Annotated in this window: 19 protein-coding genes; 3 read left to right on the forward strand and 16 right to left on the reverse strand. The window is 70.5% G+C overall.

Annotated elements, in window-relative coordinates:
• Positions 1–27: 27 nt before the first annotated feature.
• The gene (locus tag ACSHXN_RS13465) at positions 28–3,051 is read right to left on the reverse strand and encodes a glycoside hydrolase family 3 protein (RefSeq protein WP_355131792.1); all 3,024 of its coding nucleotides are present in this window, start codon (positions 3,049–3,051) and stop codon (positions 28–30) included.
• A gap of 248 nt (positions 3,052–3,299) precedes the next feature.
• Here ACSHXN_RS13465 and ACSHXN_RS13470 point away from each other — a divergent pair, with 248 nt between their 5' ends.
• Positions 3,300–5,168 (forward strand): ricin-type beta-trefoil lectin domain protein, encoded by a 1,869-nt coding sequence (locus tag ACSHXN_RS13470; RefSeq protein ID WP_438303170.1) that lies wholly within the window; start codon positions 3,300–3,302, stop codon positions 5,166–5,168.
• Between the two features lie 58 nt (positions 5,169–5,226).
• On the opposite strand, the gene cimA is transcribed toward ACSHXN_RS13470, so the two are convergent.
• From cimA to ACSHXN_RS13530, 12 genes are all read right to left on the reverse strand, one after another.
• The gene (gene cimA / locus ACSHXN_RS13475; RefSeq protein WP_355131790.1) at positions 5,227–6,831 is read right to left on the reverse strand and encodes a citramalate synthase; all 1,605 of its coding nucleotides are present in this window, start codon (positions 6,829–6,831) and stop codon (positions 5,227–5,229) included.
• Between the two features lie 282 nt (positions 6,832–7,113).
• A complete protein-coding gene (locus tag ACSHXN_RS13480; RefSeq protein WP_355131789.1) occupies positions 7,114–8,415 on the reverse strand; it encodes an MFS transporter in 1,302 nt (433 codons plus the stop codon).
• A 354-nt stretch (positions 8,416–8,769) separates the two neighbouring features.
• Positions 8,770–9,381 (reverse strand): TetR/AcrR family transcriptional regulator, encoded by a 612-nt coding sequence (locus ACSHXN_RS13485; RefSeq protein ID WP_355131788.1) that lies wholly within the window; start codon positions 9,379–9,381, stop codon positions 8,770–8,772.
• Positions 9,378–9,713 carry a hypothetical protein gene (locus ACSHXN_RS13490; protein WP_355131787.1) on the reverse strand — a complete coding sequence of 112 codons (336 nt, stop codon included), beginning with the start codon at positions 9,711–9,713 and terminating at the stop codon, positions 9,378–9,380. Before ACSHXN_RS13490 ends, ACSHXN_RS13485 begins: the two co-directional genes overlap by 4 nt.
• Positions 9,714–9,722: 9 nt before the next feature.
• The gene (locus ACSHXN_RS13495; protein ID WP_355131786.1) at positions 9,723–10,772 is read right to left on the reverse strand and encodes an agmatine deiminase family protein; all 1,050 of its coding nucleotides are present in this window, start codon (positions 10,770–10,772) and stop codon (positions 9,723–9,725) included.
• A 20-nt stretch (positions 10,773–10,792) separates the two neighbouring features.
• Positions 10,793–12,475, reverse strand: a complete 1,683-nt coding sequence (locus ACSHXN_RS13500) for an urease subunit alpha (RefSeq protein WP_355131785.1) — start codon at positions 12,473–12,475, stop codon at positions 10,793–10,795.
• A complete protein-coding gene (gene ureA / locus ACSHXN_RS13505; protein ID WP_355131784.1) occupies positions 12,472–13,152 on the reverse strand; it encodes an urease subunit gamma in 681 nt (226 codons plus the stop codon). The genes ACSHXN_RS13500 and ureA overlap by 4 nt, the downstream gene beginning before the upstream one ends.
• Before the next feature lie 226 nt (positions 13,153–13,378).
• The gene (locus tag ACSHXN_RS13510) at positions 13,379–14,467 is read right to left on the reverse strand and encodes a branched-chain amino acid aminotransferase (protein WP_355131783.1); all 1,089 of its coding nucleotides are present in this window, start codon (positions 14,465–14,467) and stop codon (positions 13,379–13,381) included.
• A 266-nt stretch (positions 14,468–14,733) separates the two neighbouring features.
• Positions 14,734–15,777 carry a 3-isopropylmalate dehydrogenase gene (locus ACSHXN_RS13515; protein ID WP_359454133.1) on the reverse strand — a complete coding sequence of 348 codons (1,044 nt, stop codon included), beginning with the start codon at positions 15,775–15,777 and terminating at the stop codon, positions 14,734–14,736.
• 339 nt (positions 15,778–16,116) lie between these two features.
• Positions 16,117–16,248 (reverse strand): hypothetical protein, encoded by a 132-nt coding sequence (locus ACSHXN_RS13520; protein WP_107116645.1) that lies wholly within the window; start codon positions 16,246–16,248, stop codon positions 16,117–16,119.
• A 1,174-nt stretch (positions 16,249–17,422) separates the two neighbouring features.
• A complete protein-coding gene (gene pruA / locus ACSHXN_RS13525) occupies positions 17,423–19,054 on the reverse strand; it encodes an L-glutamate gamma-semialdehyde dehydrogenase (RefSeq protein ID WP_355798715.1) in 1,632 nt (543 codons plus the stop codon).
• A gap of 39 nt (positions 19,055–19,093) precedes the next feature.
• Positions 19,094–20,020, reverse strand: coding sequence for a proline dehydrogenase family protein (locus ACSHXN_RS13530; protein ID WP_355131780.1), 927 nt, complete (start codon positions 20,018–20,020; stop codon positions 19,094–19,096).
• A gap of 161 nt (positions 20,021–20,181) precedes the next feature.
• Between ACSHXN_RS13530 and ACSHXN_RS13535 the strand changes: the two genes are divergently transcribed.
• Entirely contained in the window at positions 20,182–21,414 is a 1,233-nt protein-coding gene (locus ACSHXN_RS13535) for a PucR family transcriptional regulator (protein ID WP_438303171.1), read from the forward strand.
• On the opposite strand, the gene ACSHXN_RS13540 is transcribed toward ACSHXN_RS13535, so the two are convergent.
• Entirely contained in the window at positions 21,411–22,016 is a 606-nt protein-coding gene (locus ACSHXN_RS13540) for a TetR/AcrR family transcriptional regulator (protein ID WP_355131778.1), read from the reverse strand. The genes ACSHXN_RS13535 and ACSHXN_RS13540 overlap by 4 nt on opposite strands.
• Before the next feature lie 96 nt (positions 22,017–22,112).
• Here ACSHXN_RS13540 and ACSHXN_RS13545 point away from each other — a divergent pair, with 96 nt between their 5' ends.
• Positions 22,113–23,651, forward strand: a complete 1,539-nt coding sequence (locus tag ACSHXN_RS13545; protein WP_355798721.1) for an MFS transporter — start codon at positions 22,113–22,115, stop codon at positions 23,649–23,651.
• A 70-nt stretch (positions 23,652–23,721) separates the two neighbouring features.
• Here ACSHXN_RS13545 and serA read toward each other — a convergent pair whose 3' ends face one another.
• The gene (gene serA / locus ACSHXN_RS13550; RefSeq protein ID WP_355131776.1) at positions 23,722–25,311 is read right to left on the reverse strand and encodes a phosphoglycerate dehydrogenase; all 1,590 of its coding nucleotides are present in this window, start codon (positions 25,309–25,311) and stop codon (positions 23,722–23,724) included.
• Between the two features lie 266 nt (positions 25,312–25,577).
• Positions 25,578–26,576 (reverse strand): ketol-acid reductoisomerase, encoded by a 999-nt coding sequence (gene ilvC, locus ACSHXN_RS13555; protein WP_355131775.1) that lies wholly within the window; start codon positions 26,574–26,576, stop codon positions 25,578–25,580.
• Position 26,577 lies beyond the last annotated feature (1 nt).

Raw genomic sequence — 26,577 nt, forward strand, 5'->3', positions numbered from 1 at the left:
TCCGGGCACCGCCCCTCCCGGGACGGGTCAGCCCGCCGCCCGGTACGCCTCGGTCAGCTTCGCCACCGCCGCCGCGTACTTCCCGGTCAGCAGCAGATGGTCCGCATCCGCGAACGGTGCGGCCACCGACGCGGTGAGTGCGGAACCCACCTTCTGCTGGACGAGCAGCCGGGCCCTGGTGACGATGTCGCGGCCCGCCTGCGCGGAGCCCGCCCGTTCGGCCACCGTCGCCGCGAGCGCCAGCGCCTTCAGGGTCACCACGTTCCCCTCGGGGACCCCGGTGAGCGTGGTCAGTCCCCAGCCGTACGGGAACTGCGGGTCGTAGGACGCGTCACCGACGTTGATCGGCAGCTGCGTCTCCGACTTCGGCCAGGTCACGGGAAGCTGTCCGGTGAACGGGCGCTTGCCGTAGAGCACGTCCGCGACGCCGTCGCCCTCGGTGCCCGGCAGCCAGGAGGCGACCAGGGCGTCGATCTCGCCGAGCCGGTCGCCGATCAGCTGCGGACGTCCGGAGACGATCAGCACCGCGCACTTCATGGCGCCGCACACCTTGTCCACGGCAGCCCGGTCGGCGGCGGACAACTGCAGGGAATGCCCGTTGCCGACGTCGCCGACGCCTTCTGCGTAGGGGGTCTCCCCGACGACGACCACGCCGACGTCGTAACCGTTCAGGGGCGCCGAGGCGTCCTTGGAGTAGGTGACGTCTCCCCCGGCCCTGCGCATCGCCTGCAGGACGGTCGTTCCCTGGGTGTGGTCACCGGACGCGCCCTGCCAGGTGATGGTCCAGCCGCCGGTCTGGTTGCCGAGGTCGTCGGCGTTGGACCCGGCGACGTACACCTTCTGGCTCTTCTTCAGCGGCAGCACGCCGTTCGCGTTCTTGAGCAGCACCTGGGACTCGGCGGCCGCCCGCCGGGCCACGGCCCGGTGGGCGGTGGAGCCGATCTCGTCGGCACCGCTGGTGTCGGCGTACGGGTGCTCGAAGAGGCCGAGCTTGAACTTCTGTGTGAGGATGCGCGCGACCGCGTCGTCGATCCGCTTCCCGCTGACGCGCCCCGCCTTCACCTCGTCGATCAGGGTCGTGCTGAAGTCCTTGTACGTGTACGGCACCATCATCATGTCGACGCCGGCGTTGACCGCCGTGCCGACGTGGGACGCGTAGTCGCCGGGCAGCTGGTCGATGGCGTTCCAGTCGCTGATGACGAACCCGTCGAAGCCCATCCGCCCCTTCAGCACACCGTTGATCATGTCGGCCCTGGCGTGCATCTTCACCGGGCCCTGCCCGTCGCCGAGGACGTCGAGCGACGAGTACGACGGCATGACCGTGCCGATGCCCCGGTCCACCGCGGTCCGGTACGGGGCCAGATGGACGGCCTCGAGCTGCTGCCGGGTGACCTTGGTGACGCCCTGGTCGATGGTGTACGAGCCGGTCGTGGACGAGCCGTACTCCGTGCCGCCGTCGCCGACGAAGTGCTTGGCCGTGGCGAGGACCTTGTCGCCGCGGTCCAGGTCCCGGCCGTCCGCGCGTCCTTGCAGGCCCTGGATCACCGTCTCCATGGACTCGACGAGCGCCGGGTCCTCACCGAAGGACTCGTAGCTGCGGCCCCAGCGCTCGTCGCGCGTGACGCACAGGCAGGGCGCGAAGTCCCAGGGGATGCCGGTGGCGCGCACCTCGCTCGCCGTCACCGCCCCCGTCTTCTCGGCGAGTTGCGGATCTCTGGTGGCACCGATGCCGATGTTGTGCGGCATGATCGTCGCGCCCGCGAGGTTGTTGTGGCCGTGCACCGCGTCGACGCCGTAGATCAGCGGGATCTGGAACCGGGTCGCCTGCGCCCTGAGCTGGAAGGAGTCGATCATCTTCGCCCATGCCTCGGGGGTGTTGGGCGTAGGGGTCGAGCCGCCGCCGGACAGCAGCGAGCCGAGCGCGTATGTCGCGATGTCGCCCTGCGAGGTGAGGCCGGCGCGCTCGGCCTGGGTCATCTGACCGGCCTTCTCCTCCAGGGACATGCGGGAGAGCAGGTCGGCGACGCGCTTGCGCACCGGCAGCCTGCTGTCCAGGTACGGCAGCCCGTGGGCGTCGATGACGACCTCGGGGGTCTCGGCGGGCGCCTTGGCGCCGGTGACGGTCAGCTTGAGCGGCACCGTCTCCGCGGACTCGGCGGCCTTGTCCTTGCGGGTGGCGACCTGGACCGTCCGGCTGGTTCCGGAGGCCGTGCCGGCGGGGAAGGTGATCGTTCCCTTGACGGGGACGTAGTCCGATCCGGACGCGGCCGTGCCGCCGCCCGCCTCGTACGCGACGGTGACCGGCTCGTCGATGGGGGCGGAGCCGATCGTGGCGACGGAGACCTTCACCTGCGCCGTGCCGCCCTCGCGGACCGGGTAGACGACGGAGTCCGTGGTGACGGAGGCCCGCAGGGACTGGTCGGCCTTGCCGTACAACTCCAGGTCGTCCATGGCGAACTGCCCCTTGACCCCGACGGGGAGGGTGAGGGCGTATCCCCACATCTGTGTGAGGCCGAGGACATGGTCGATACCGCCGACCGGCTGGTAGTCCGTGCGATAAGTGAAGTCGGCGAACGGGATCTCGATCTGCTTCCAACCGGTGAAGTCGTCGGTGAACGAGGTGGTCCACAATTCGGACGCCTCGCCGTTCGCGCCGCCGTCCTTGATCTCGAAAGCGATCTTCTTGCCGTTGTCCTGGCCGTCCCACCAGAACCGGATGCCCTTGTGGGCGGACCAGTCGTGGGCCGGCTGGTCCGCGGCGAAGTCGTGGGTGAAGCCGCCGTAGCCGCTGATCTCGTAGGTGCCGGAGAGGACCTTGGCGCCCTCGGGGGCGTCGGCACGATCGGTGAGCTGCAGGGCGGGCGGGTCGTCGGTGTCCCCGCCCCAGGTGAAGATGCCGTCGGCGGGCTGGTTCGCGAACGGCACCTCGCCTTCGAAGCGGTCCACCGGGACGGGTGCCGGTTCGTCCGCGCCGGACGCGGAACCGGCGGCGGTGAGCGGGAGCAGGGCGGTGAGCAGGGTGGCGGAGGCGAGCAGGGCGGTTCTTCGCATGGACCTTCCCCTTGGCTCTTGTGGTCCCGAACGTGAACTTACGACTTAGATCACGGCGTGAGTTAACTGGTGCACCGGGAAGGCGTCAAGGCTTCACACCAGAACAGGTACAGACCTGAGTCCCGTGGGAATCAAGCGCGTTGTTCCTTCGGAAACTGAACGCGCACCCCCTTGACGGCACCCCTCCGCCGTCATTTACTCACGCCTCGCACGCCTCCCATCCCCCACACCCAGAAGGGCGGCGCACCATGAGAAGACCCCTGCGCGCGGTTCATGTGCTCCTCGCCGGGCTGCTGACCACGGCCGGACTCACCGTTGCGGGCACCGCGCCGGCACAGGCCGCCGGGGAGCAGGTCACGGCCTGGCTCACCACGACCGACGACGCCGGCGGGCGCCATGTCGTACGCGGGCTGCAGGCCCAGACCCCGTTCGCCTTCCAGTCGGGCACCGGAGGCGGCGGCGAGAACATCACGGTCGACGAGAACACCCGGTACCAGACGTTCACCGGCGGCGGGGCCTCCTTCACGGACACCGCGGCCTGGCTGATGAACAGCAGCGGAGCGCTGTCGCAGTCGACCCGGGACGCGACGATGCGGAAGCTGTTCTCCCCGTCGGACGGCATCGGCCTTTCGTTCCTGCGCAATCCGATGGGCGCCTCCGACCTGGCTCGTTTCGGATACACGTACGACGACGTCCCGGCCGGGCAGTCGGACCCGAATCTGACGAAGTTCTCCATCGCGCACGACCTGGCGGACGTGGTGCCGCTGACCCGGCAGGCGCTCCAGCTCAGCCCCTCGCTCACGGTGATGGCGAGCCCGTGGACGGCGCCCGCCTGGATGAAGGACAGCGGACAGCTCAACGGGGGCTGGCTGAAGGCGGAGGACTACGGCGCCTACGCCTCCTACTTCGTGAAGTACCTCCAGGGCTACCGCGACCAGGGCGTCCCCGTCTCCTACGTCACGGCCCAGAACGAGCCGACGTGCTGCTCGGGTTACCCGTCGATGAGCTGGAATGCGTCGGGGCTCGCCTACTTCACCAAGAACGAGCTGCTGCCCAAGCTCCAGGCGGCGGGCCTGACGACCAAGGTCCTGGCGCAGGACTGGAACTGGGACACCTACGACGCGTACGCGGCGCAGACGGTGGACGACGCGGCGATCCGCTCGCACCCGAACTTCGGCGGCATCGCCTGGCACGGGTACGGAGGTGACGTCACCAAGCAGACGACCGTGCACAACCAGTACCCGCAGCTGGACGCGTTCGGCACGGAGCACTCCGGCGGCACCTGGATCGCCAATCAGCAGCGCGAGGACATGCTCAACATCGTCGACTACACACGGAACTGGGCGAAGTCGGTGACCAAGTGGTCGCTGGCGGTGGATCAGAACATGGGGCCGCACAACGGAGGTTGCGGTACCTGCACGGGGCTGATCACGGTCCACAACGGGGACGGTGCGAGCGGGACGGTCGACTACACGGTCGAGTACTACACGATGGGCCATCTGACGAAGTTCGTCCGGCCGGGCGCGCAACGCGTCGCCTCCACGGCGAGTTCCGCGGTGCCGAACGTGGCGTGGCGGAACCCGGACGGTTCGAAGGCGCTGATCGCCTACAACGACGCGTCCTCGGCGAAGACCGTGACGATCAACTGGGGTTCGCAGCACGCGACGTACTCGCTGCCGGGCAAGACCTCGGCGACGTTCACCTGGTCGGGCACCCAGTCCGGTGGCGGTGACCGGTCCGGGGCGTTCGTGGGGCTCGCGGGCAAGTGCCTCGACGTGGCGGGCGCCTCGTCCGCGAACGGGACGGCGGTGCAGCTGTACGACTGCAACGGCACGGGCGCACAGAACTGGACGGTGCGGAGCGACGGTTCCGTACAGAGCCTGGGGAAGTGCCTGGACGTGATGGCGGCTTCGACGGCGAACGGCGCGAAGGTCCAGCTGTACGACTGCAACGGTACGGGCGCACAGCAGTGGTCGTACAACTCGGCGACGGGTGACGTGGTCAACGTCGCGGCGAACAAGTGCCTCGACGTGACCGACAACTCGTCGGCGAACGGGGCACGCGCGCAGATCTGGTCGTGCACGGGCGCGGCCAACCAGAAGTGGCATCTGCAGTGACCCACGCGGGGCCGAGGGGTGCCACCCGCACCCCTCGGTCCCGATCCGGTCCGTCCGGCTACTCGGCCGGCTCCACGCCCGCCCGCAGCAGGCCGTAGGTGTAGGCGTCCTCGAGCGCATGCCACGACGCGGCGATCACGTTGTCCGCCACACCGACCGTGGACCACTCGCCCGTGCCGTCCGATGTGGAGATCAGCACGCGGGTCGTGGAGTGGGTGCCGTGCTTGCCCTCCAGGATGCGGACCTTGTAGTCGACCAGGTCCAGGACGGCGAGCTCGGGATAGATCTTCTCCAGGGCGACCCGCATGGCGCGGTCCAGGGCGTTCACCGGGCCGTTGCCCTCCGCCGTCGCGACGATGCGCTCGCTCTTGGCCCAGAGCTTGACCGTGGCCTCGTTGGCGTGGGTGCCGTCGGGGCGGTCCTCCACGATGGCCCGCCAGGACTCCGTGCGGAAGTAGCGCAGGGGCCTGCCGGCCACCTCTTCGCGCAGAAGGAGTTCGAAGCTCGCGTCGGCCGCCTCGTACGTGTAGCCCTCGAGCTCGCGTTCCTTGACCCGCTCCACGACCCGGCCGACCAGCTCGCGGTCGCCCCCGAGGTCCACCCCCAGTTCCTTGCCCTTGAGCTCCACCGACGCACGACCCGCCATGTCGGAGACCAGCATCCGCATGGTGTTGCCGACCAGCTCGGGGGCGATGTGCTGGTACAGGTCGGGGTCCACCTTGATGGCGGAGGCGTGCAGGCCCGCCTTGTGCGCGAAGGCCGAGACGCCCACGTAGGGCTGATGCGTGGACGGCGTGAGGTTGACCACCTCCGCGATCGCGTGCGAGATGCGGGTCATCTCGCGCAGCCTGCCCTCGGGAAGCACCTTCCTGCCGTACTTCAGCTCCAGGGCCGCCACCACCGGGAACAGATTCGCGTTGCCCACCCGCTCGCCGTACCCGTTGGCCGTGCACTGCACATGCGTGGCGCCCGCGTCGACCGCTGCGAGGGTGTTCGCGACGGCGCACCCCGTGTCGTCCTGGGCGTGGATGCCGAGCCGGGCTCCGGTGTCCGCCAGGACCGTCGACACGACGGCCTGGACCTGTGCCGGCAGCATGCCGCCGTTGGTGTCGCAGAGGATGACCACGTCCGCGCCCGCCTCCGACGCCGCACGGACCACCGCCTTCGCGTACTCGGGGTTGGCCCGGTAGCCGTCGAAGAAGTGCTCGCAGTCGACGAAGACCCGGCGACCCTCGGCCCGCAGATGGGAGACCGTGTCCCGGATCATCTCGAGGTTCTCCTCGAGCGTGGTGCGCAGGGCCAGTTCGACGTGCCGGTCGTGCGACTTGGCGACCAGGGTGATCACCGGCGCGCCCGACTCCAGCAGCGCCCTGACCTGCGGGTCCTCCGCTGCCTTGCCGCCGGCCCGGCGGGTCGCGCCGAAGGCGACCAGCTGGGCGTGCCGGAACTCGATCTCTTGCCGGGCGCGGGCGAAGAACTCGGTGTCCCGCGGGTTGGCGCCGGGCCAGCCGCCCTCGATGAAGCCCACGCCGAAGTCGTCCAGGTGCCGTGCGATGGCCAGCTTGTCCGCGACGGTGAGGTTGATGCCCTCCCGCTGCGCGCCGTCGCGCAGCGTCGTGTCGAAGACGTGGAACGAGTCGTCGAGCTCGCTGGTTTCCGTCATGGTCTGAAGGCTCCTGTTTTGGATCTCGGTCTACCGGAATGACCGGTTCCACCGTCCCCCTATGGTCCCTCGCGCAGGGTTCCCGGCTGAAGGTGGGCCAGGAAAACGAAAAACCTCTCGCGGGTGCGAGAGGTCTGCGCGCGGGTCGAGGACGACGATGGCCGCCCGTACCTGGTCGTACGTGGCGGTCACTGCGGACCGGCGCGCCTGCTGCCAATAATCATGGCGAACGAGAGCACGAGGGAAGTCTGGCACATTCCACCCCCGCGCTCACCCGCCGTCTCAGGATGCGGTCGTCAGGGTGGACGTCTCGGAGGCCGTCATCCGCGTCAGATCGAGGTCCCGGGTCTCCCGCATGGTGAGGTAGACCACAAGGGACACAGCCGCGCAGCCCGCCACGTACCAGTAGAAGCCGGACTCGGCGCCCGCGTTCTTGAACCACAGCGCCACATACTCCGCCGTGCCGCCGAAGAGCGCGTTGGCGATGGCGTACGGCAGGGCGACCCCCAGGGCGCGGACACCCGTCGGGAACAGCTCGGCCTTCACACAGGCGTTGATCGAGGTGTACCCGGTGACCACGACCAGCGCCAGCAGGGACAGACCGAGCGCCGGCCAGAAGCTGCCCGCGTTCTTGAGCATCGTCATGATCGGCACGGTCAGGAACGTGCAGCCCACCGCGAAGGTGATCAGCAGGGGGCGGCGCCCGATGCGGTCGGAGAGCCGTCCGGCGAGCGGCTGGAGGCAGGCGAACACGATCAGCGCGGTGAAGGAGACGAGGGTCGCGGTCTCCTTGGACAGGCCCGCCGAGTTCGACAGGTACTTGGTGAGATAGGTCGTGTAGGTGTAGTACGCGACCGTGCCGCCCATGGTCAACGCGATCACCAGGAACGCCTCGCGCCTGTGCCGCCACAGCGCGCGCAGCGTGCCGCGCTCCTCACCACCGCTCTCGTCGGCCTCGTAGACCTCCGTCTCCAGCATGTTCCGCCGCAGATAGAAGACCACCGCGGCGCCGAGCGCGCCCACCACGAACGGGATGCGCCAGCCGTAGCTGTGCAGGGCGTCGTCGGACAGCGTGCGCTGCAGGACGATCTGGAGGCCCAGTCCGACGATCTGGCCCGCGGTCATCGACACGTACTGGAAGCTGGAGGCGAAACCGCGCCGCTTCGGGTCGGTCGCCTCGGTGAGGTAGGTCGCGCTGGCCGCGTACTCGCCGCCCACCGAGAGGCCCTGCAGCAGGCGGGCGACGAGCAGCACGAGAACGCCGCCGTATCCGGCGACGGCGTACGTCGGTGCGATCGCGATGAGGACCGCCGAGGCGGACATCAGCGTGACCGTGAGGGTCAGCGCGGCCTTGCGCCCTCTGCGGTCACCGACCCGCCCGAGCAGCCAGCCGCCGACCGGACGCATGAAGAAGCCGACGGCGAAGATGCCCGCCGTGTTCATGAGTTGGGCCGTGGGGTTTCCGTCCGGGAAGAACGCCCCGGCGAAGTAGGTGGCGAAGCTGGCGTAGACGAACCAGTCGTACCACTCCACCATGTTGCCCGCCGAGCCGATCCAGATCCTCTTCCAATGCTCTCGTCCCATGGGCCGTAACGTGCCGGGCGTTCGCGGATGCGACAAGAGCGCCTCGGGTTTCGTTCATTGCGTTCACGAGGACGGCGGTCCGGATCACCTCGGCCGACGTACGAAGACGTCCTCCGCGCCGTCGGCGTGGCCGGGGCCGGGATCGGCCGGTGGTCGAGCCGGACACCGCGGCACGGCCCCGGCGCACACCGCTCCTGCACCGCCTGGGAGCCGGCCGGGCCCATCGCGGCCGACCGGCCCGTGCGCCGGTCGAGCAGCCGCATTCCGGCCGCCCCGGACAGCGGCAAACCGCGGCGTCGCGGCCCGCGGCCACGGCGGGTGCGCCGCTCGCCGGCGTACGCCCCGGACGCCTGATCAGCCGTCCGCGGGCGCCGGATCCCCCAGTGTGTCGTCCAGGAACTCCCGTACATGCCGCAGGACCTGCTCCCGGTCCGTGCCGCGCAGGCCGATCGCCACATGGATGGAGAATCCGTCGAGGAGGGCCCGCAGCCGGGCCGCGAAGCGGTCCGCGTCGACGGGCCGGAACTCGCCCCTCGACACCCCCTCGGCCAGCAGCGCCACCAGATCGCGGTGCCAGGCGCCCTCGATGGCCGCCTGCCGGTCGCGGGCGTCGTCGTCCGCGTTCTGCGAGCGGTTCCAGACCTCCAGCCAGAGCGTCCAGTGCGGGTCGCGGTGGCCGCCGGGGACGTAGAGGTCGACATAGGCGTCCAGCCGCTCCCCGGCCGGGGCGTCGCGGCTGAGCAGCCGTCCACGCTCGGCGCCGAGCCGGCCCTCGCTCCATTCCAGGGTGCGCAACAGCAGTTCGTCCTTGGAGCGGAAGTAGTAGAGCAGATGGCCGCTGCTCATGCCGACCTCGCGTCCGAGCGCCGCCATGGTGAGCTTCTCCAGACCGCGCTCGGCGATCATCTCCATCGCGGCGGCGAGGACGTCCTCGCGGGGCGGGGCGGCCTGGCGGCTGCGGGTCATCCGGTCGCCTCCTCGTGCTGCACCGCGGCCGGGCGGACGGCGTCCGGGGCGGGCCGGGTCCTGGGTCCGCCGGTGCGACCGGGCGCCGCTACGGCGTCCTCGGACCCGCAGGAGCACGGGCGGCAGGCCGCGTGCCGGGCGCTCGCACCGCGGTGGCCGCCGAGGCCGAAGGCCTCCGGCCGGGGCTCGGAGCCGACGACACTCGCCGGTCCGCACCACCGGCCGCCCGCGCCGGGCTCGCCGTCCCGGACGGGAGCGCGGTGCACCGTGTCGAGCCGGCGGACCGCCTCGGCAGGCCGACCCGCACAGGTGGCGCTGAGCATCACGTTCACCCGTCCGTTCTACCCGAGGACCGTGCTGGGCTGCTGCTGGGTGATGCAGTGGATCCCGCCCCCGGCAGCGAAGATCGCCCGTGCGTCGACGAGCGTGACGGTGCGCCGCGGAAACAGGCGGCGGAAGATCCCGGCCGCGTTCTCGTCGCGCGGGTCGTCGAAACCGCACAGCACGACCCCGCCGTTGCAGAGGTAGTGGTTGATGTAGGAGTAGTCGGCCCAGTGGCCGTCGGCCTCCAGGACCGTCGGGGCCGCCACCTCGACGACCTCCAGGCGCCGGCCCCGGGCGTCGGTGGCGGATCTCAGGAGGCCGATGACCTCCTTCGTCACCTCGTGGTCGGGGTGCGCCGGGTCCGGCTGGTGGTGGGCGACCACCACGCCGGGACGGGCGAAGGCGGCGACGATGTCGACATGGCCGAGGGTGCCGTAACCGTACGGCGGGTAGTCGGCGGTGAGGCCGCGCGGCAGCCAGATCGCCTTGCGGGTACCGAGGTGGGCGTGGATCTCCGCCTCCACCTGCTCCCTCGTCCAGTGCGGATTGCGTTCGGAGCCGAGTTGCACGGTCTCGGTGAGCAGCACCGTGCCCTCTCCGTCCACATGGATCGCGCCGCCCTCGTTGACGAGCTCCGAGGCGTACGTCCGCGCGCCGGCGAGGTCCGACACGAACGCGCCGATCTTCGCGTCGTGCTCCCAGCGGGCCCAGCCCTGGGCCCCCCAGCCGTTGAACGTCCAGTCCACGGCCGCGAGTCGGCCCGTGCCGTCGGTGAGGAAGGTGGGGCCGATGTCACGCATCCAGGCGTCGTCGAGATCGCGTTCGACGGTGTCGATCCCCGGGCCCAGAAGCGCCCCGGCCTCCGCCGACCGGCCGGGTCCGCACACCACGGTGACCGGTTCGAAGCGGCGGACGGCGCGGGCGACCGACGCCCACGCCGCGCGGGAGGCGGCCAGGGCCTCGGGGTCGTCGAAGGTCGGGTTGGGTCCCGGCCACGCCATCCAGGTGCGCTCGTGCGGGGCCCACTCGGCGGGCATGCGGAAGCCGTCGGCGGCAGGGGTGCTCATGGCGGGGGTCCTCGTGAAGGTCACAGGAAGTAGAGGCGGTTGAGGGACACCGAGTCGGCGGGCTCGGAACGGACCAGCTCGCCGTCCAGGGTCACCAGACCGGAGCGCTGGTCGACGTCGACCGTCCCGGTACGGGAGTTGAGGCGCAGGTCGGCGGGGCCGATGCCGCGGGTGCCGTGGACGGCCACCCGGCGGCGCCGGGTCGGGACCCGGTCGTTGCCCTGGTCGGCGGCGGCCTGCGCGACGAAGGCCACCGAGAGGTCGGCCGCAGTGGCGCCGTGAGCACCGAACTGCGGTCCCAGCACGAGGGGTTCGCAGGTGTCGGTGGCCGCGTTCGGGTCGCCGACCACGCCGTACGCCGGGAAGCCTGCCTTGAGCACCAGTTGCGGCTTGGCACCGAAGTACTCCGGCCGCCACAGCACGATGTCGGCCAGCTTGCCGGGCTCGATGGAGCCCACCTCGTGCGAAAGACCGTGCGCGATGGCCGGGTTGATGGTCAGTTTCGCCATGTAGCGCAGGACACGGGCGTTGTCGTCGCCGGGTCCGTCCCCTTCCAGCGGGCCGAGTTCGGCCTTCATCTTCCCCGCCGTCGCGAAGGTGCGCCGCACGGTCTCGCCCGCGCGCCCCATGCCCTGTGCGTCGGACGAGGTGATGCCGATGGCGCCCAGGTCGTGCAGCACGTCCTCGGCCCCCATGGTTCCGGCGCGGATGCGGTCGCGGGCCATGGCGGCGTCACCGGGCAGGTCGGTCTTCAGGTCGTGGACGGAGACGATCATGCCGTAGTGCTCGGCGACGGCGTCCCGGCCGAAGGGCAGGGTCGGGTTGGTGGAGGACCCGATGACGTTCGCCACGCCCGCCATCTTCAGGACGTTCGGCACATGCCCGCCGCCGCAGCCCTCGATGTGGAAGGCGTGGATGGTGCGTCCGTCGAGGACCCGGAGTGTGTCCTCGACGGACAGGCACTCGTTCAGGCCGTCGCTGTGCAGGGCCACCTGGACGTCGTGCTCCTCGGCGACCCGCAGGGCCGTGTCGAGGGCCCGGGTGTGGGCGCCCATGTCCTCGTGCACCTTGAAGCCGGAGGCACCGCCCTCGGCCAGTGCCTCGATCAGGGGCGCGCTGTCGGACGACGAACCACGGCCCAGGAAGCCGATGTTGACGGGCCAGGCGTCGAACGCGTTGAACGCGTGCCGCAGCGCCCACGGCGAGTTGACGCCGACGCCCCATACGGGACCGAACTCCTGGCCGATGATCGTGGTCACGCCGGAGGCCAGCGAGGCCTCCATGATGCGCGGTGACAGCAGGTGCACATGCGTGTCGACGGCTCCGGCGGTGGCGATCAGCCCCTCGCCGGACACGATCGACGTCCCCGTGCCGACCACGACGTCGACCCCGTCGAGGGTGTCCGGGTTGCCGGCCCGGCCGATCGCGCAGATACGCCCTTCGCGGATGCCGATCGACACCTTGCGGATGCCCTGCACGGCGTCGATCACGACGACGTTGCTGATGACGACGTCGCAGGTCGCGCGGACGGCCGCTGCCTTGAGGTGCAGACCGTCGCGGGCGGTCTTGCCGAAGCCGGCGAGGAATTCGTCGCCGTACTTCTGCGCGTCGGACTCGACGCGGATCACCAGACCCGAGTCGCCGAGCCGGAGACGGTCGCCGGCACGGGGGCCGTGAGTGGCCGCGTACTCGTGGGGATTCACCGGTCGGCTCCCAGATATCCGCAGGCGGTGGCCCGGCGAAGGGCCTCTTCCTTGGCTCCCGGCGCATCGAGCGGCCCGTCGACCAGGCCCGCGAAACCGATCACCGTCCGGTCGCCGCCGATGGGCACGAGGCCGACCTCGACGCACTCCCCGGGTCCGAAGCGGACGGACGACCCGGCGGGCACGGCGAGGCGCATGCCGTAGGCGTCGGCGCGGGGGAAGTCGAGCCGCGGGTTGCTCTCGAAGAAGTGGAAGTGGGAGGTGACGGACACCGGGACCGTGGCCGTGTTGGTGACGCGAATGCGCACGACCGCCTCCGGCTCGGCGTGCACGGGCCCCGGAAGCAGGGCACCCGGCGCCTCGTCGCCCAGTCCTCCACCGATGGGGTCGGAGACCACGGCGAGTCGCGACCCGTCGTCGAAGACCGCCTCGACGTGCACCTCGGTGACGACGTCCGCGACACCCGGCAGCACATCGTCCGGACCGAGCACGGACCGTGCCGCCTCGATGGCCTCGGCGAGCCGCTTCCCGTCCCGGGCGGCCTCGCAGACGGTGTCCGCGATCAGCGCGGTGGCCTCCGGCACGTTCAACCTCAGTCCCCGGGCCCGGCGGGCACGGGCCAGCTCGGCCGCCCCGAACAACAGCAGCCGATCACGTTCCGTGGGGGTGAGTCTCACGAGGCGGCACCTCCTTGCTTCCCAGATTTAGAGTGCTGCTCTAAGTATCCCCTCACTCTAAATGCTGGGTTCAGGAAGCGGAACCCTCCTTGAGGGTCGGCGTCGGTCACACACTTCGAACATTGATCTAAATCACACGCGGCAAGAGGTGACGGCGTTCACCCAACGCCGAGAGCCCGCCCGGGATGCGGCATCCGGGCGGGCTCTCGGCGGATTCACGGGTCGCTCAGCCGAGCTGGTGCATCCAGCCGTGGGTGTCCTCACGAGTGCCGCGCTGGAGGTCCAGCAGTGCCTCGCGCAGCTTGACGGTGACCTCGCCCGGCTCGCCGCCGGACTGCTTCCACTCGGCGTCCGCACGCTTGACCGTGCCGACGGGGGTGATGACCGCCGCGGTGCCGCAGGCGAAGACCTCCGTGAGGGTGCCGTTCTCGGAGTCGGCCTGCCACTCGTCGATGGAGACGCGCCGCTCCTCCGCCTCGTAGCCGAGGTCACGGGCGACGGTGAGAAGGGAGTCGCGGGTGACCCCTTCCAGGATCGAGCCGGTGAGCGACGGGGTGACGATCTTGTTGCCGTAGACGAAGTAGAGGTTCATTCCGCCGAGTTCCTCGACCCAGGTGTGCTCCACGGCGTCGAGGTAGCAGACCTGGTCGCAGCCCTTGACCGCGGCCTCCGCCTGGGCGAGCAGCGAGGCGGCGTAGTTGCCCCCGGTCTTGGCGTCGCCCATGCCGCCGGGGACGGCGCGGACACGGTCCTCCGACACCCAGATGGAGACCGGCTTGACGCCGCCCGCGAAGTAGGCGCCCGCGGGAGAGGCGATCACCAGGAACAGGTACTCGTTGGCCGGCTTCACACCGAGGCCGACCTCGGTGGCGATCATGAACGGACGCAGATAGAGCGACTCCTCGCCACCGTGCGCCGGCACCCACGTCTTGTCCTGCTGGACGAGGACGTCGCACGCCTCGATGAAGGTCTCCACCGGCAGTTCGGGCATCGCCAGGCGCCGGGCGGAACGCTGGAACCGGCGGGCGTTCATCTCCGGGCGGAAGGTGGCGACCGAGCCGTCGGGCCGACGGTACGCCTTGAGGCCCTCGAAGATCTCCTGCGCGTAGTGCAGCACGTTGGTGGCGGGGTCGAGCGAGATCGGGGCGTAGGGAACGAGCTGACCGTCGTGCCAGCCCCGCCCCTCGGTCCACCGGATCGTCACCATGTGGTCGGTGAAGTGGCGGCCGAACCCGGGGTTGGCCAGGATGGCCTCCCGCTCCGCGTCGGAAAGCGGGCTGGCGGAGGGCTTCAGCTCGATCGTGGGCGTCGTCATGTGTGGTTGTCCTTCACCGGTTGTGTTGACGGGCCGCGCTCACATCCGTGCCACCCATGACAGGTGTTAGGACGTCCGAGCATTCCCTCATACCGCGGCTCTTCGTTCGATTATCGCAAGCGCGCAGTCGTGCCCGAAACGGTGTGAATGCGGCCCTTGGGGTAGCCCAGGGGTGGGTCGATGGTGACACCCGGCGAGGGCATGGAAAAGCCGCCGGGCGCTAGGGCGACCCGGCGGCTTTTCTCAGGAAGTGTGAGTGGCGCGGGTCAGCCGGCTACTCGTACGGCGAGCGCGTCGCCGATCTCGGCGGTGGTACGGGCGGGTGCGCCCACGCGCTCGGCGAGGTCGGCGGAGACGGCCTCCTCGATACGGGCGGCCTCGGCCTCGTAGCCGAGGTGACGCAGCAGGAGGGCGACCGAGAGGACGGTGGCCGACGGGTCGGCCTTGCCCTGGCCCGCGATGTCGGGCGCCGAGCCGTGCACGGGCTCGAACATCGACGGGAACCGCCCGGACGGGTTGATGTTGCCGGAGGCGGCGACCCCGATGCCGCCGGAGATGGCGGCGGCCAGGTCGGTGATGATGTCGCCGAAGAGGTTGTCGGTGACGATCACGTCGAACCGCTCGGGCTGCGTGACGAGGTAGATCGTCGCCGCGTCCACGTGCATGTACTCGGTGGTGACCTCGGGGAACTCCTCGCCCACCTTGTTGAAGATGTCCGTCCACAGGTGGCCGGCGTGCACCAGCACGTTGTTCTTGTGGACGAGGGCCAGCTTCTTGCGGGGACGGGCCTGCGCACGGGCGTAGGCGTCGCGCACGACGCGCTCGATCCCGAAGGCGGTGTTGAGCGAGACCTCGGTGGCGACCGCGTGCGGGGTGCCGCCGCGGATGGTGCCGCCGTTGCCCGTGTAGGGGCCTTCGGTGCCTTCGCGGACCACCACGAAGTCGATCTCGGGCTGACCCGCGAGCGGGGTCCCGACACCCGGCAGCAACTTGGAGGGCCGCAGGTTGACATGGTGGTCGAAGGCGAAGCGGAGCTTGAGCAGGAAGCCGCGCTCCAGGACACCGGAGGGCACCGACGGGTCGCCGATCGCACCGAGCAGGATCGCGTCGTGCTGCTTCAGCTGCTCCAGGTCGGCGTCGGTGAGCGTCTCACCCGTGGCGTGGTAGCGCCGGGCGCCGAAGTCGTACTCCTTGGTCTCCAGCTTCACGTCCTGCGGAAGGGCGGCGGAGAGGATCTTCAGCCCCTGGGCCACGACCTCCTGGCCGATGCCGTCACCGGGGATCACTGCGAGATTGATGCTGCGAGACATGACGGCACCGTACTCCGTGTCCCATGGAATGACACAGGGCGTCCAGGATGCGGACGGGGATCCTTGGGCGGTGCGGCACCTTCACCCGTACGGACGGCGGCCGTTGGAGGTGGGCCGGGACGCCACCCGCCCCCGGGGGGCCGGCGCCCCGCTTCACATACGTGTTCCCGGCATGGCGGGGCGGCTGTGCGCGCCGCACCGCGCGGATCCGCCGCTTCGGGGCGCGGCGGGGACAGGAGGTGTCCGGTCGCACGACGCCCCGTGCGGGTGCGGCTCTCGCCGGGGCGGTCACCCGGTCCGTGACGGCGGGTGATCCGTGGATTGTGGGTCGGCCGCGGCTCAGTGGCCGGTCTCGCCGCCGTTGTCCCGGCGGTCGAGTGCGCGCTGGAGCGCGGCGGCGGCCTTCTTGCGGTCGGACTCGCTCGTACGGGAAACGTGACGGACTCGGCGGCGGGCAGTCGTCTCAGCCATGGGGAATCGACTCCTTCGGGAACCCGGAGGGCGGAAAGGGTGACGAGACTCCCCCACTGCCTGATGGGCGTGGGCGGTGCCCCCAGAGGAGCGGGGAGCGGTGCCGCAGGGGTTGCCTGCACGGGGCCCGACTCACGACCGCCAGTCGCTCGATCAAGCGAGACGTTCGACTTCTACAAAGCTAAGCGAGGAGCGGGCATCTGTCTCCACAATTACTCGGACTTCCTACTATCTGAGACGGCCGATCGGGTCACACACCCCTGACCTGCGCGGACATCGGACACCCGGTTGCCGGTCCCCTTGATGGCGCAGGCCGACGGCTCGCACGGGCCGGGAACCGGGCGGACTTCACGCTCGGCGGCGACGAGGCGGCGGAGCGTGTCGCCGTCGCGCCGGTCGAGGACGATTCGGCGCCTCGGGCCGAGCAGTCCCTCGGCAGCCGGCCGGACCCAGGTGCCGTCCACCTCACGACGCGGGCGCACGACACCGTCCGGGCCACGGGCGCGGAGGGGTCCGGACCACGGCCGCCGGCCCCTCACCCCGTGCGGCGGCAGGGCCTCGTCACGCGCGAAGAGCGCGCCGCGGTCGTACGTCCCGTCGACGACCCGCTCCAGAGGTGGGTGCGGGCTCGCACGGCCACCGGATCGGTACGGCCCCCGCCACGATGCTCCTGCACGGCTGCCCGAGCCCCGCCGCGTCCTGGAACGGCTGCCGGCCCGCCTCGAGGAGACGCGTCTGCCCACCGGAGGCCCGGGCCGCCCGGCCGTCCCGGCGTGACGCTCCCCGACCACCGCCGGTTCGCCACGGGCACCACCACGCGCGCGACACCGACGCCCCGCGCGCCGGTGCGACCAGGCACGCAACGCCCACCGGCCGGGACACCGGCAGAGCGACCGCCGGACCGCCGGTTCGCCACGGGCACCACCACGCGCGCGACACCGACGCCCCGCGCGCCGGTGCGACCAGGCGCGGAACACCCACCGGCCGGGACACCGGCGGTGCGACCGTCGGGCCTGGCGCGCCCGCCGCGCACCCTCCGCGGCGGGGGCCGCTCCAGGTCCCGGTCCGGGCCGGCGGCGGCACCCCGGCCGCACGACCTGCGAAGGCCGGACATGAAGACCGCCCCCGTCCTCGGTGGTCAAAACCCAGGGCGGGGGCGGTGCTCAGGGGGGCCTCAGCCCATGTGCGGGTAGGTGTAGTCCGTCGGCGCGATCAGCGCCTCCTTGATCGCACGGGTCAGCGTCCAGCGCAGCAGGTTCTGCGGTGCGCCCGCCTTGTCGTTGGTACCGGAGGAACGACCGCCGCCGAAGGGCTGCTGGCCGACCACCGCGCCGGTCGACTTGTCGTTGATGTAGAAGTTGCCGGCCGCGTAACGCAGCTTCTCGGCCGTGTACGCCGCCGCGGCGCGGTCGTTGGCGACGACCGAACCCGTCAGCGCGTAGTCCGAGACCGACTCCATCTGAGCGAGCATCTCGTCGTACTTCTCGTCCTCGTAGACGTGCACCGCGAGGACCGGGCCGAAGTACTCCGTCCGGAAGACCTCGTTCTCCGGGTCGCTGCACACGATGACGGTCGGGCGCACGAAGTAGCCCACCGAGTCGTCGTAGGAGCCGCCCGCGACGATCGTGCAGGTCGGGTCCTCCTTGGCGCGGTCGATCGCTGCCTTGTTCTTGGCGAAGGCGCGCTCGTCGATGACGGCGCCGATGAAGTTCGACAGGTCGGTGACGTCACCCATGGCGAGGTGGTCGACCTCGGCCGCGAACTCCTCCTTGAAGCCGGAGTTCCAGATCGACGCCGGGATGTAGGCCCGGGAGGTCGCCGAGCACTTCTGGCCCTGGTACTCGAAGGAACCGCGGGTCAGCGCCGTCTTCAGGACCGCGCGGTCGGCGCTCGGGTGCGCGACCAGGAAGTCCTTGCCACCGGTCTCACCGACCAGCCGCGGGTAGGAGCGGTACTTCTCGATGTTGTTGCCGACCGTCTTCCACAGGTACTGGAAGGTCTTGGTCGAGCCGGTGAAGTGGATGCCGGCGAGGTCGCGGTGCTCGAGGGCGACCTTGGAGACCTCGATGCCGTCACCGGTGACGAGGTTGATGACGCCCTTGGGCAGACCCGCCTCCTCCAGCAGCTGCATGAGCAGCACGGCGGCGTGGGTCTGCGTCGGGGACGGCTTCCAGACTACGACGTTGCCCATCAGCGCGGGCGCGGTGGGCAGGTTGCCCGCGATCGCCGAGAAGTTGAACGGCGTGATCGCGTAGACGAAGCCCTCGAGCGGACGGTGGTCGAGGCGGTTCCAGACGCCCGGCGAGTTGGCCGGGGGCTGCTCGGCCAGGATCTGGCGGGCGTAGTGGACGTTGAAGCGCCAGAAGTCGACGAGTTCGCACGGGCTGTCGATCTCCGCCTGCTGGGCCGTCTTCGACTGGCCGAGCATGGTGGAGGCGGCGATCGTCTCGCGCCACGGCCCGGCGAGGAGCTCGGCGGCGCGCAGGATGATCGCCGCGCGGTCGTCGAAGGACAGCGCGCGCCAGGCGGGCGCGGCGGCGAGGGCCGCGTCGATGGCGTCCTGGGCGTCCTGCTGGGTGGCGTTGTGGAGCGTGCCGATGACGGCCTTGTGGTTGTGCGGCTGGACGACCTGGAAGGCCTCGCCGCCACCCATCCGCTTCTCGCCGCCGATGGTCATCGGCAGGTCGATCGGGTTCTCGGCCAGCTCCTTGAGCTTGGCCTCCAGACGAGCGCGCTCGGGCGAGCCGGGGGCATAGCCGTGCACCGGCTCGTTGACGGGGGTGGGGACCTGGGTCACAGCGTCCATGAGATCCGTAACTCCTTGATGTGAGCGGGTGTTTCGGGCTCAGCCCTTGCTGACCATCGAGCGGACGAAGAAGCGCAGGTTCGCCGGCTTCTCGGCGAGGCGGCGCATGAAGTAGCCGTACCAGTCGGTGCCGTAGGCGGTGTACACCCGCATCCGATGGCCCTCGGCCGCCAGCCGCAGGTGCTCGTCGCTGCGGATGCCGTACAGCATCTGGAACTCGTACTCGTCGAGCTTGCGTCCGGCGCGCCGGGCGAGCTCCTGCGCGATGGAGATCAGCCGCGGGTCGTGGGAACCGATCATCGGGTATCCCTCGCCCTCCATGAGGGTCCTCATGACGCGGACGTACGCCTTGTCGATCTCGGCCTTCTGCTGGTAGGCGACCGACGCGGGCTCCTTGTACGCCCCCTTCACGATACGCACCCGGCTGCCGCTCGCGGCGAGGCGGCGGGCGTCCTCCTCGGTGCGGTAGAGGTAGGCCTGGATCACGCAGCCGGTCTGCGGGAAGTCCTTCCGCAGCTCCTCGTGGATGGCGAACATCGAGTCGAGGGTGGTGTGGTCCTCGGCGTCCAGCGTGACCGTGGTACCGATCGCGGCGGCGGCCTCGACGACCGGGCGGACGTTGGCGAGGGCCAGCTCGTGGCCGTTCTCCAGGGCCTGGCCGAACATCGAGAGCTTGATGGACATCTCGGCCCGGGTGCCGAGTTCCAGGTCCTTGAGGCGCTGGATCAGCCGCAGGTACGCGTCCCGCGCGGCCGTGGCCTGCTCCGGGGTCGTGATGTCCTCGCCGACGACGTCCATCGTCAGCTCGAGTCCCCTGCCGGTGAGGTCCTCGATGATCGGGACGACCGCGTCGACGGTCTCGCCGGGGATGAAGCGGTCGACGACCTGCTTGGTCACCGGGGCCGCCGAGATCAGACGGCGCATCCGGTCGCTGCGCGACGCGGCGAGAATCACGGGACCCAGCACGGGGCACCTCCACAAGGGCAACAGGAGGCCGAATCCCGACCATTCGGGTACGGCACGGAGAACCACCGTGAAACCTAAGGATCCCTCCGATCGTCTGCCATCGACAGCTGTCACGCATCCGTGCCCTGGATCTCAGACATCTGTATGAGGCGGGTGCGAAAATGCGGGAGAATGCCCGTGTGGCGGATGTTTTCAAGGCAGGCCGCGGTGACTACCAGGAGCTCGTCGACGAGATCTCGGCGCTGCTCGGGGCTCCCGCGACCCTGGAGAACCGGGACTTCGAGCTGATCGCCTTCGCCGCGTACGACAGCGACGGCGAGTTCGACGAGGCGGACCTCGACCCGGTCCGCACCCGCTCGATCCTCACCCGGCGCTCCACGGCGGCGGTGCGCAGATGGTTCGAGGGGTTCGGCATCGCCCGTGCCACCGGTCCGGTGCGCATCCCCCCCACTCCGGAGGCGGGCGTCTACCGGGGAAGGATCTGCCTGCCGGTACGCCATCGGAGTGTCGTCCTCGGCTACGTGTGGCTGCTGGCCGACGAGCCGGGCCCGTCGGAGGCGCAGCTGTCCGCGGCGATGGAGGTCGCGGCGCGCATCGGCGACCTGCTCGCGGACGAGGCGCAGGCGGGCGCGGACCTGACGCGCGAACTGCGCGCGGTCCTGATCGCCGAGCGCGGCTGGCAGCAGGACATGGCGGTGGCGGAACTGCGCACGGCGCTCGGCGCACGGGCCGAGGGGCTGCACACGCTGGTCTGCGTCGCCCCCTGGCCCTCGGCCGACCCGGACGACGCCCCTTCGGTCCGTACGATCCCGGCGGCGACCGCGCTGTGCACGGTCCCCTGGCGCGACCGCGGCTCCCGCGCTCCCGCCGCGGGGCAGAGCCTGGCGCTGCTGGTGCGGCTGCGCTCGGCCGATGTGCTGACCCCGGCCCTGACGGCGGCCGCACGGCTGCTGCGCGAGGCGGAGGGGCCGCGTGGCGCCGGGCCGGCCGCGGCCGGCGTGGCCGACGTGCGCCACGGTCTCGCCGAACTGGGCACCGCATGGCAGGAGGCGTCCGGGGCGGCTCGGGCGGCGCTGGCCGAGCCGCGCCTCGGACCCGTGGCCCAGTGGCCGTCCATCGGCCCCTACCGGCTGCTGACGTCGCTCCCGCCGGAGGCGGCCCACGACGCCGCCGTGCGCGTGCTGCTGGCCCCCGCGCACCGCGAACTGGCCCGCACCGCCGAGGTGTTCCTGGACTGTGCGGGCCAGGCGGGCCGTACCGCGGCCGCCCTGGGCATCCACCGTCAGACCCTGTACTACCGGCTGTCGCGCGTCGAGCAGCTCACCGGCCTGGACCTGGACGACGGCGAGGACCGCCTGCTGCTGCACATGGCGCTGAAGGGCGCACGCCTCTAGGAGGCCTCCGGCGCCTTCCTGCTCGCCTCGATCACCCGCCGCAGGCCCTCGGTGAGCTGGTCCGCGTCGGTGGCCGATTCCGGATCGAAGACCCACTGCACCATGAGCCCCTGAAGAAGCGTCTGGTAGAGGCGGCCCTCCGTCTGCACGGTCTCCTCGTCCAGCTCGGCCTCCGGGACGTCGTTGAACAGGGGCACGAGTCCCGAGAGCGCCTGCTTCTGCGCGTCCCCGAGCATCCGGCGCACCTCGGACAGCCGGTCGCCCTGGAGGACGAGTTCGAAGCTCAGCAGCCAGATGGCCCGGGACTCGGGCAGGGCGCGGATGACGTTCGCCCACACCTCCCGGAAGCGCTCCAGGGACCCCGGTGGCGCGGTCGCCGCGGCCGCGGCCTCCTGCCTGCCGGGCTCGAAGCGGTCCCCCGTCTCCTCCACCAGGGCGACGTACGCCTGCACCAGCAGCGCGTCCTTCGAGCCGTAGTGGTAGCCGATGGACGCCAGGTTCGTCCCCGACTCCTTGACGATGTCGCGCGCCGTCGTGCGCAGGAAGCCCCTCTCCAGCAGGCAGCGCTTGGCGCCCTCGAGCAGATCCTCACGGTGTCCCATGTCGTCACCCTACCGCGGATCCATACAGCCGTCCTATACAGATGACTTACACAATCGTCCTAGACAAGCGTTTAAGACGCTCGTACAGTTCCTGGCATGACGAACCCGACGAGCACCACCAACGACCTCGGTGCGCCCGCCGCACCGACCCGGGCCGGCCGCCGCGAGTGGACCGCCCTGGGCGTCCTGATGCTTCCGCTGCTGCTGGTCTCGATGGACGTCTCGGTCCTCTACTTCGCGATCCCGTCGATCACCGCGGATCTGGAGCCGAGCGGCACCCAGCAGTTGTGGATCTTCGACATCTACGCCTTCGTCCTCGCCGGACTGCTGATGACGATGGGCGCGCTGGGCGACCGCATCGGCAGGCGCAGGCTGCTGCTGCTCGGGGCAGCCGCCTTCGGGACCGCCTCGCTGGTGGCGGCGTACGCGAACAGCGCCGAGACCCTGATCGCGGCCCGCGCGGTGCTCGGCATCGGGGGCGCGACGCTCATGCCGTCGACCATGGCCCTGGTCCGCACGATGTTCACCGACCCGGGACAGCGGGCGAAGGCGATCGGGCTGTGGTCCGGGGTGATGACGGCCGGGATCGCCCTCGGCTCGGTGATGAGCGGGATCCTCGTCGAGTACTTCTGGTGGGGCTCCGTCTTCCTGGTCAACCTGCCCGCCATGGCCCTGCTGCTGCTCCTCGGCCCCTTCCTGCTCCCGGAGTCGAAGAACCCCGAGCCCGGCCGCTTCGACCTGCTCAGCGTGCCGCTGTCGATGGCGGCGGTGCTGCCGGTGATCTACGGCCTGAAGGAGATCCCGGCGAACGGCTGGCACGTCCCGTACGTGCTGTCGCTGACGGTGGGCCTGCTGTTCGCCGCGCTGTTCGTGCACCGCCAGCGCACGACGGCGCACCCGCTCATCTCACCGGCCCTGTTCCGCGCCAGGGGCTTCGCTCCCGCCCTCACCCTCAACCTGCTCTCGTCCTTCGCCATGCTGGGCTCGGCGTACTTCACCACGCAGTACCTGCAGTCGGTCCTCGGCAAGAGCGCGCTGGAGGCCGCCCTGTGGGCCCTGCTCCCCTCGGTGCTGATCGGCGTCGCGGCGCCGGTGACCACCCAGCTGGTGCAGAAGGGCGTCGACCGCGCCTACGTCGTGACGGGCGGCTTCCTGGTCGCGGCGTGCGGCTACGGGATGCTCGCGCTCGCCGGGACCGATGCGCTGTGGCTGGTACTGGCCGGAGCGGGCGTGCTGGCCGCCGGGATCGTCACCGTGATCGCGCAGATGATGGATCTGGCCATGGGCGCCGCTCCGGCGGAGCGGGCGGGCGCCGCGTCCTCGCTGATGGAGACGGGCGCGGAGTTCGGCGGTGCGCTCGGCATGGCGGTCCTGGGCTCGATCGGCACGGCCGTCTACCGGCACGGCATCCCGGCCTCGGCCCCCTCACCGGCCCACGAGACGCTGGGCGGCGCGCTGGCGGTGGCCCAGGGGCTCCCCGGCCGTGCGGGTGCGGAGCTGCTGACCGTGGCGCGCGAGGCGTTCACGAACGGCATGCAGGCGGCTGCGATCGCCGGGGCCGCGCTGCTGCTCGCCGCGGCCGCGCTGGCCGCCGCCTCTTTGCGGGGCATCAGGGTGCGGGACGGTCAGGAGTAGCCGAAAAGGGACGCACAGCGGGGCCCGGCCACCTCACCACGGCCGGGCCCCGCTGCGTCGCGCTCGGACGTCAGACCAGGTTCACCGAGCGGGCGGACGTCGCACCGATCTCGTCGGCGACCTCCGCCATGACGTTCTGCGGAACCGTGTCGTCGACGGTCAGGACCGCAAGCGCCTCGCCGCCGGCGATGTCACGCGCCACCTGCATGCCGGCGATGTTGATGCCGGCCTCGCCGAGGATGCGGCCCAGTGTGCCGACCACGCCCGGACGGTCGGAGTAGCGCAGCACCACCATGTGGTCCGCGAGCGCCAGATCCACGTCGTAGTCGCCCACGGCCACGATCTTCTGGTGGTGCTTCGGGCCGGCCAGCGTGCCGGACACCGAGACCTCCTCGCCGTCGGCGAGCGTGCCGCGCACGGTGACCACGTTGCGGTGGTCCGTGGCCTCGGAGCTGGTGGTCAGGCGGACCTCGACACCGCGCTCCTGGGCGAACAGCGGCGCGTTGACGTAGGAGACCGTCTCGTCCACGACGTCCTCGAACACGCCCTTGAGCGCGGACAGTTCGAGCACCTTCACATCGTGCTGGGTGATCTCGCCGTACACCTCGACGTCGAGGCGGACCGCGACCTCGCCCGCGAGCGCGGTGAAGATACGGCCGAGCCTCTCGGCGAGCGGCAGACCGGGCTTGACGTCCTCGGCGATGACCCCGCCCTGGACGTTCACCGCGTCGGGCACCAGCTCACCGGCGAGCGCGAGGCGCACCGACTTGGCGACCGAGATGCCGGCCTTCTCCTGCGCCTCGTCGGTCGAGGCACCCAGGTGCGGGGTGCAGACGACCTGGTCGAGCTCGAACAGCGGCGAGTCCGTGCACGGCTCCTTGGCGTACACGTCCAGACCCGCGCCCGCGACCCGGCCCTCCTTGAGCGCCGAGTACAGCGCCTCCTCGTCCACGATGCCGCCGCGAGCGGCGTTGACGATGCGGACGGTCGGCTTGACCTTGTGCAGCGCCTCGTCACCGATGAGACCGAGCGTCTCGGGGGTCTTGGGCAGGTGGACGGTGATGAAGTCGGAGATCTCCAGCAGCTCGTCCAGCGACACCACCTTGACGCCCATCTGCGCGGCCCGGGCGGGCTGGACGAAGGGGTCGTAGGCGACGACCTTCATGCCGAAGGCGGACATGCGCTGGGCGACCAGCGCGCCGATGCGGCCGAGGCCGACGACGCCGAGGGTCTTCTCGGCGAGCTCGACGCCCGTGTACTTGTTGCGCTTCCACTCGCCGTTCTTCAGGGCGGAGTTCGCCTGCGGGATGTTGCGGGCGGAGGCGATGATCAGACCGCAGGCCAGCTCGGCGGCGGTCACGATGTTCGAGGTGGGGGCGTTGACCACCATCACGCCGGCCTTGGTGGCGGCGGAGACGTCCACGTTGTCGAGGCCGACGCCGGCTCGTGCGACGACCTTCAGCTTGCGTGCGGCGGCGACGGCCTCGGCATCGACCTTCGTCGCGGAGCGGATCAGGATGGCGTCGACATCGGCGATCGCCGGCAGCAGCTCGGCGCGGTCCGCGCCGTTGCAGTGACGGATCTCGAAGTCGGGGCCGAGGGCGTCGACGGTCGCGGGCGACAGCTCTTCAGCGATGAGTACGACGGGTTTCGAGCTCACGTGAGTCCTCACAAGTCCAATGCGGACGGCCGTCCCGACGGCCGCAGGCGGTGGAGGGGTGCTAGCCGCGTGGAAGACGCACGACGCTGTGGGCCTGACGCGCTTGTTGTCGAGAAGTGTAGTGGCGTGGCGTGCGTCGATCCGCGGCGCTGCGAAAGGATCACCCGTCCGTGGCCGGACGGGCGGGACGACGCCGCGTTCCGGACGTCACCCCCGGTTCGCCGAAGGGGCCGGAGCGCGCTGCTCCGACCCCTCGGCCGCAAGGCTTACGCTTCCTCGTCGACCCAGCTCATCAGCTTGCGCAGCTGCTTGCCGGTGGTCTCCAGCAGGTGCTCGGAGTCCTGCTTCTTGTACTCGTTGTACTTCTTCAGACCGCCGTGGTACTCGTCCATCCAGTTCTTCGCGAAGCTGCCGTCCTGGATCTCCGCGAGGACCTTCTTCATCTCGGCCTTGGTGGCGTCGGTGATGATCCGCGGACCGGTGACGTAGTCGCCCCACTCGGCGGTCTCGGAGATCGACCAGCGCATCTTCTCCAGACCGCCCTCGTACATGAGGTCGACGATCAGCTTCAGCTCGTGCAGGCACTCGAAGTAGGCGATCTCCGGCTGGTAGCCCGCCTCGGTCAGGGTCTCGAAACCCGCCTTGACCAGCGCGGTGGTGCCACCGCACAGCACGGCCTGCTCGCCGAAGAGGTCGGTCTCGGTCTCCTCGGTGAAGGTCGTCTTGATCACGCCGGCCCGGGTGCCGCCGATGCCCTTGGCGTACGACAGTGCCAGCGCGAAGCCGTCGCCCGAGGCGTCCTGCTCGACCGCGACGATGCAGGGAACACCGCGGCCCTCCTCGTACTGGCGGCGCACCAGGTGGCCCGGGCCCTTGGGGGCGACCATGCACACGTCCACGCCCGCCGGCGGCTTGATGAAGCCGAAGCGGATGTTGAAGCCGTGGCCGAAGAACAGCGCGTCGCCGTCCTTCAGGTTCGGGGCGATGGACTCCTCGTAGACCTGGGACTGGATCGGGTCCGGCACCAGGATCATGATGACGTCGGCCTCGGCCGCGGCCTCCGCCACGGTCACCACGCGCAGCCCCTGCTCCTCGGCCTTGACCTTGGAGCTGGAGCCTTCGTGCAGACCGACGCGCACGTCGACGCCGGAGTCACGCAGCGACAGCGCGTGGGCGTGGCCCTGGCTGCCGTAGCCGATGACCGCGACCTTGCGGCCCTGGATGATGGACAGGTCGGCGTCAGCGTCGTAGAACAGCTCGGCCACT

The sequence above is a fragment of the Streptomyces sp. HUAS TT11 genome (genome assembly GCF_051553595.1).
GTDB lineage: Bacteria > Actinomycetota > Actinomycetes > Streptomycetales > Streptomycetaceae > Streptomyces.

Excerpts from the sequence above, each read along its gene's own strand:
- ACSHXN_RS13480 (WP_355131789.1), bottom strand. The coding sequence starts at position 8,415 with ATGGGACGAGAGCATTGGAAGAGGATCTGGATCGGCTCGGCGGGCAAC.
- ACSHXN_RS13535 (WP_438303171.1), top strand. The coding sequence starts at position 20,182 with ATGCGGGAGAATGCCCGTGTGGCGGATGTTTTCAAGGCAGGCCGCGGT.
- ACSHXN_RS13540 (WP_355131778.1), bottom strand. The coding sequence starts at position 22,016 with ATGGGACACCGTGAGGATCTGCTCGAGGGCGCCAAGCGCTGCCTGCTG.
- ACSHXN_RS13465 (WP_355131792.1), bottom strand. The coding sequence starts at position 3,051 with ATGCGAAGAACCGCCCTGCTCGCCTCCGCCACCCTGCTCACCGCCCTG.
- cimA (WP_355131790.1), bottom strand. The coding sequence starts at position 6,831 with ATGACGGAAACCAGCGAGCTCGACGACTCGTTCCACGTCTTCGACACG.
- ACSHXN_RS13470 (WP_438303170.1), top strand. The coding sequence starts at position 3,300 with ATGAGAAGACCCCTGCGCGCGGTTCATGTGCTCCTCGCCGGGCTGCTG.
- ACSHXN_RS13520 (WP_107116645.1), bottom strand. The coding sequence starts at position 16,248 with ATGGCTGAGACGACTGCCCGCCGCCGAGTCCGTCACGTTTCCCGTACG.
- ACSHXN_RS13510 (WP_355131783.1), bottom strand. The coding sequence starts at position 14,467 with ATGACGACGCCCACGATCGAGCTGAAGCCCTCCGCCAGCCCGCTTTCC.
- ACSHXN_RS13515 (WP_359454133.1), bottom strand. The coding sequence starts at position 15,777 with ATGTCTCGCAGCATCAATCTCGCAGTGATCCCCGGTGACGGCATCGGC.
- pruA (WP_355798715.1), bottom strand. The coding sequence starts at position 19,054 with ATGGACGCTGTGACCCAGGTCCCCACCCCCGTCAACGAGCCGGTGCAC.
- ACSHXN_RS13495 (WP_355131786.1), bottom strand. The coding sequence starts at position 10,772 with ATGAGCACCCCTGCCGCCGACGGCTTCCGCATGCCCGCCGAGTGGGCC.
- ACSHXN_RS13485 (WP_355131788.1), bottom strand. The coding sequence starts at position 9,381 with ATGACCCGCAGCCGCCAGGCCGCCCCGCCCCGCGAGGACGTCCTCGCC.
- ACSHXN_RS13545 (WP_355798721.1), top strand. The coding sequence starts at position 22,113 with ATGACGAACCCGACGAGCACCACCAACGACCTCGGTGCGCCCGCCGCA.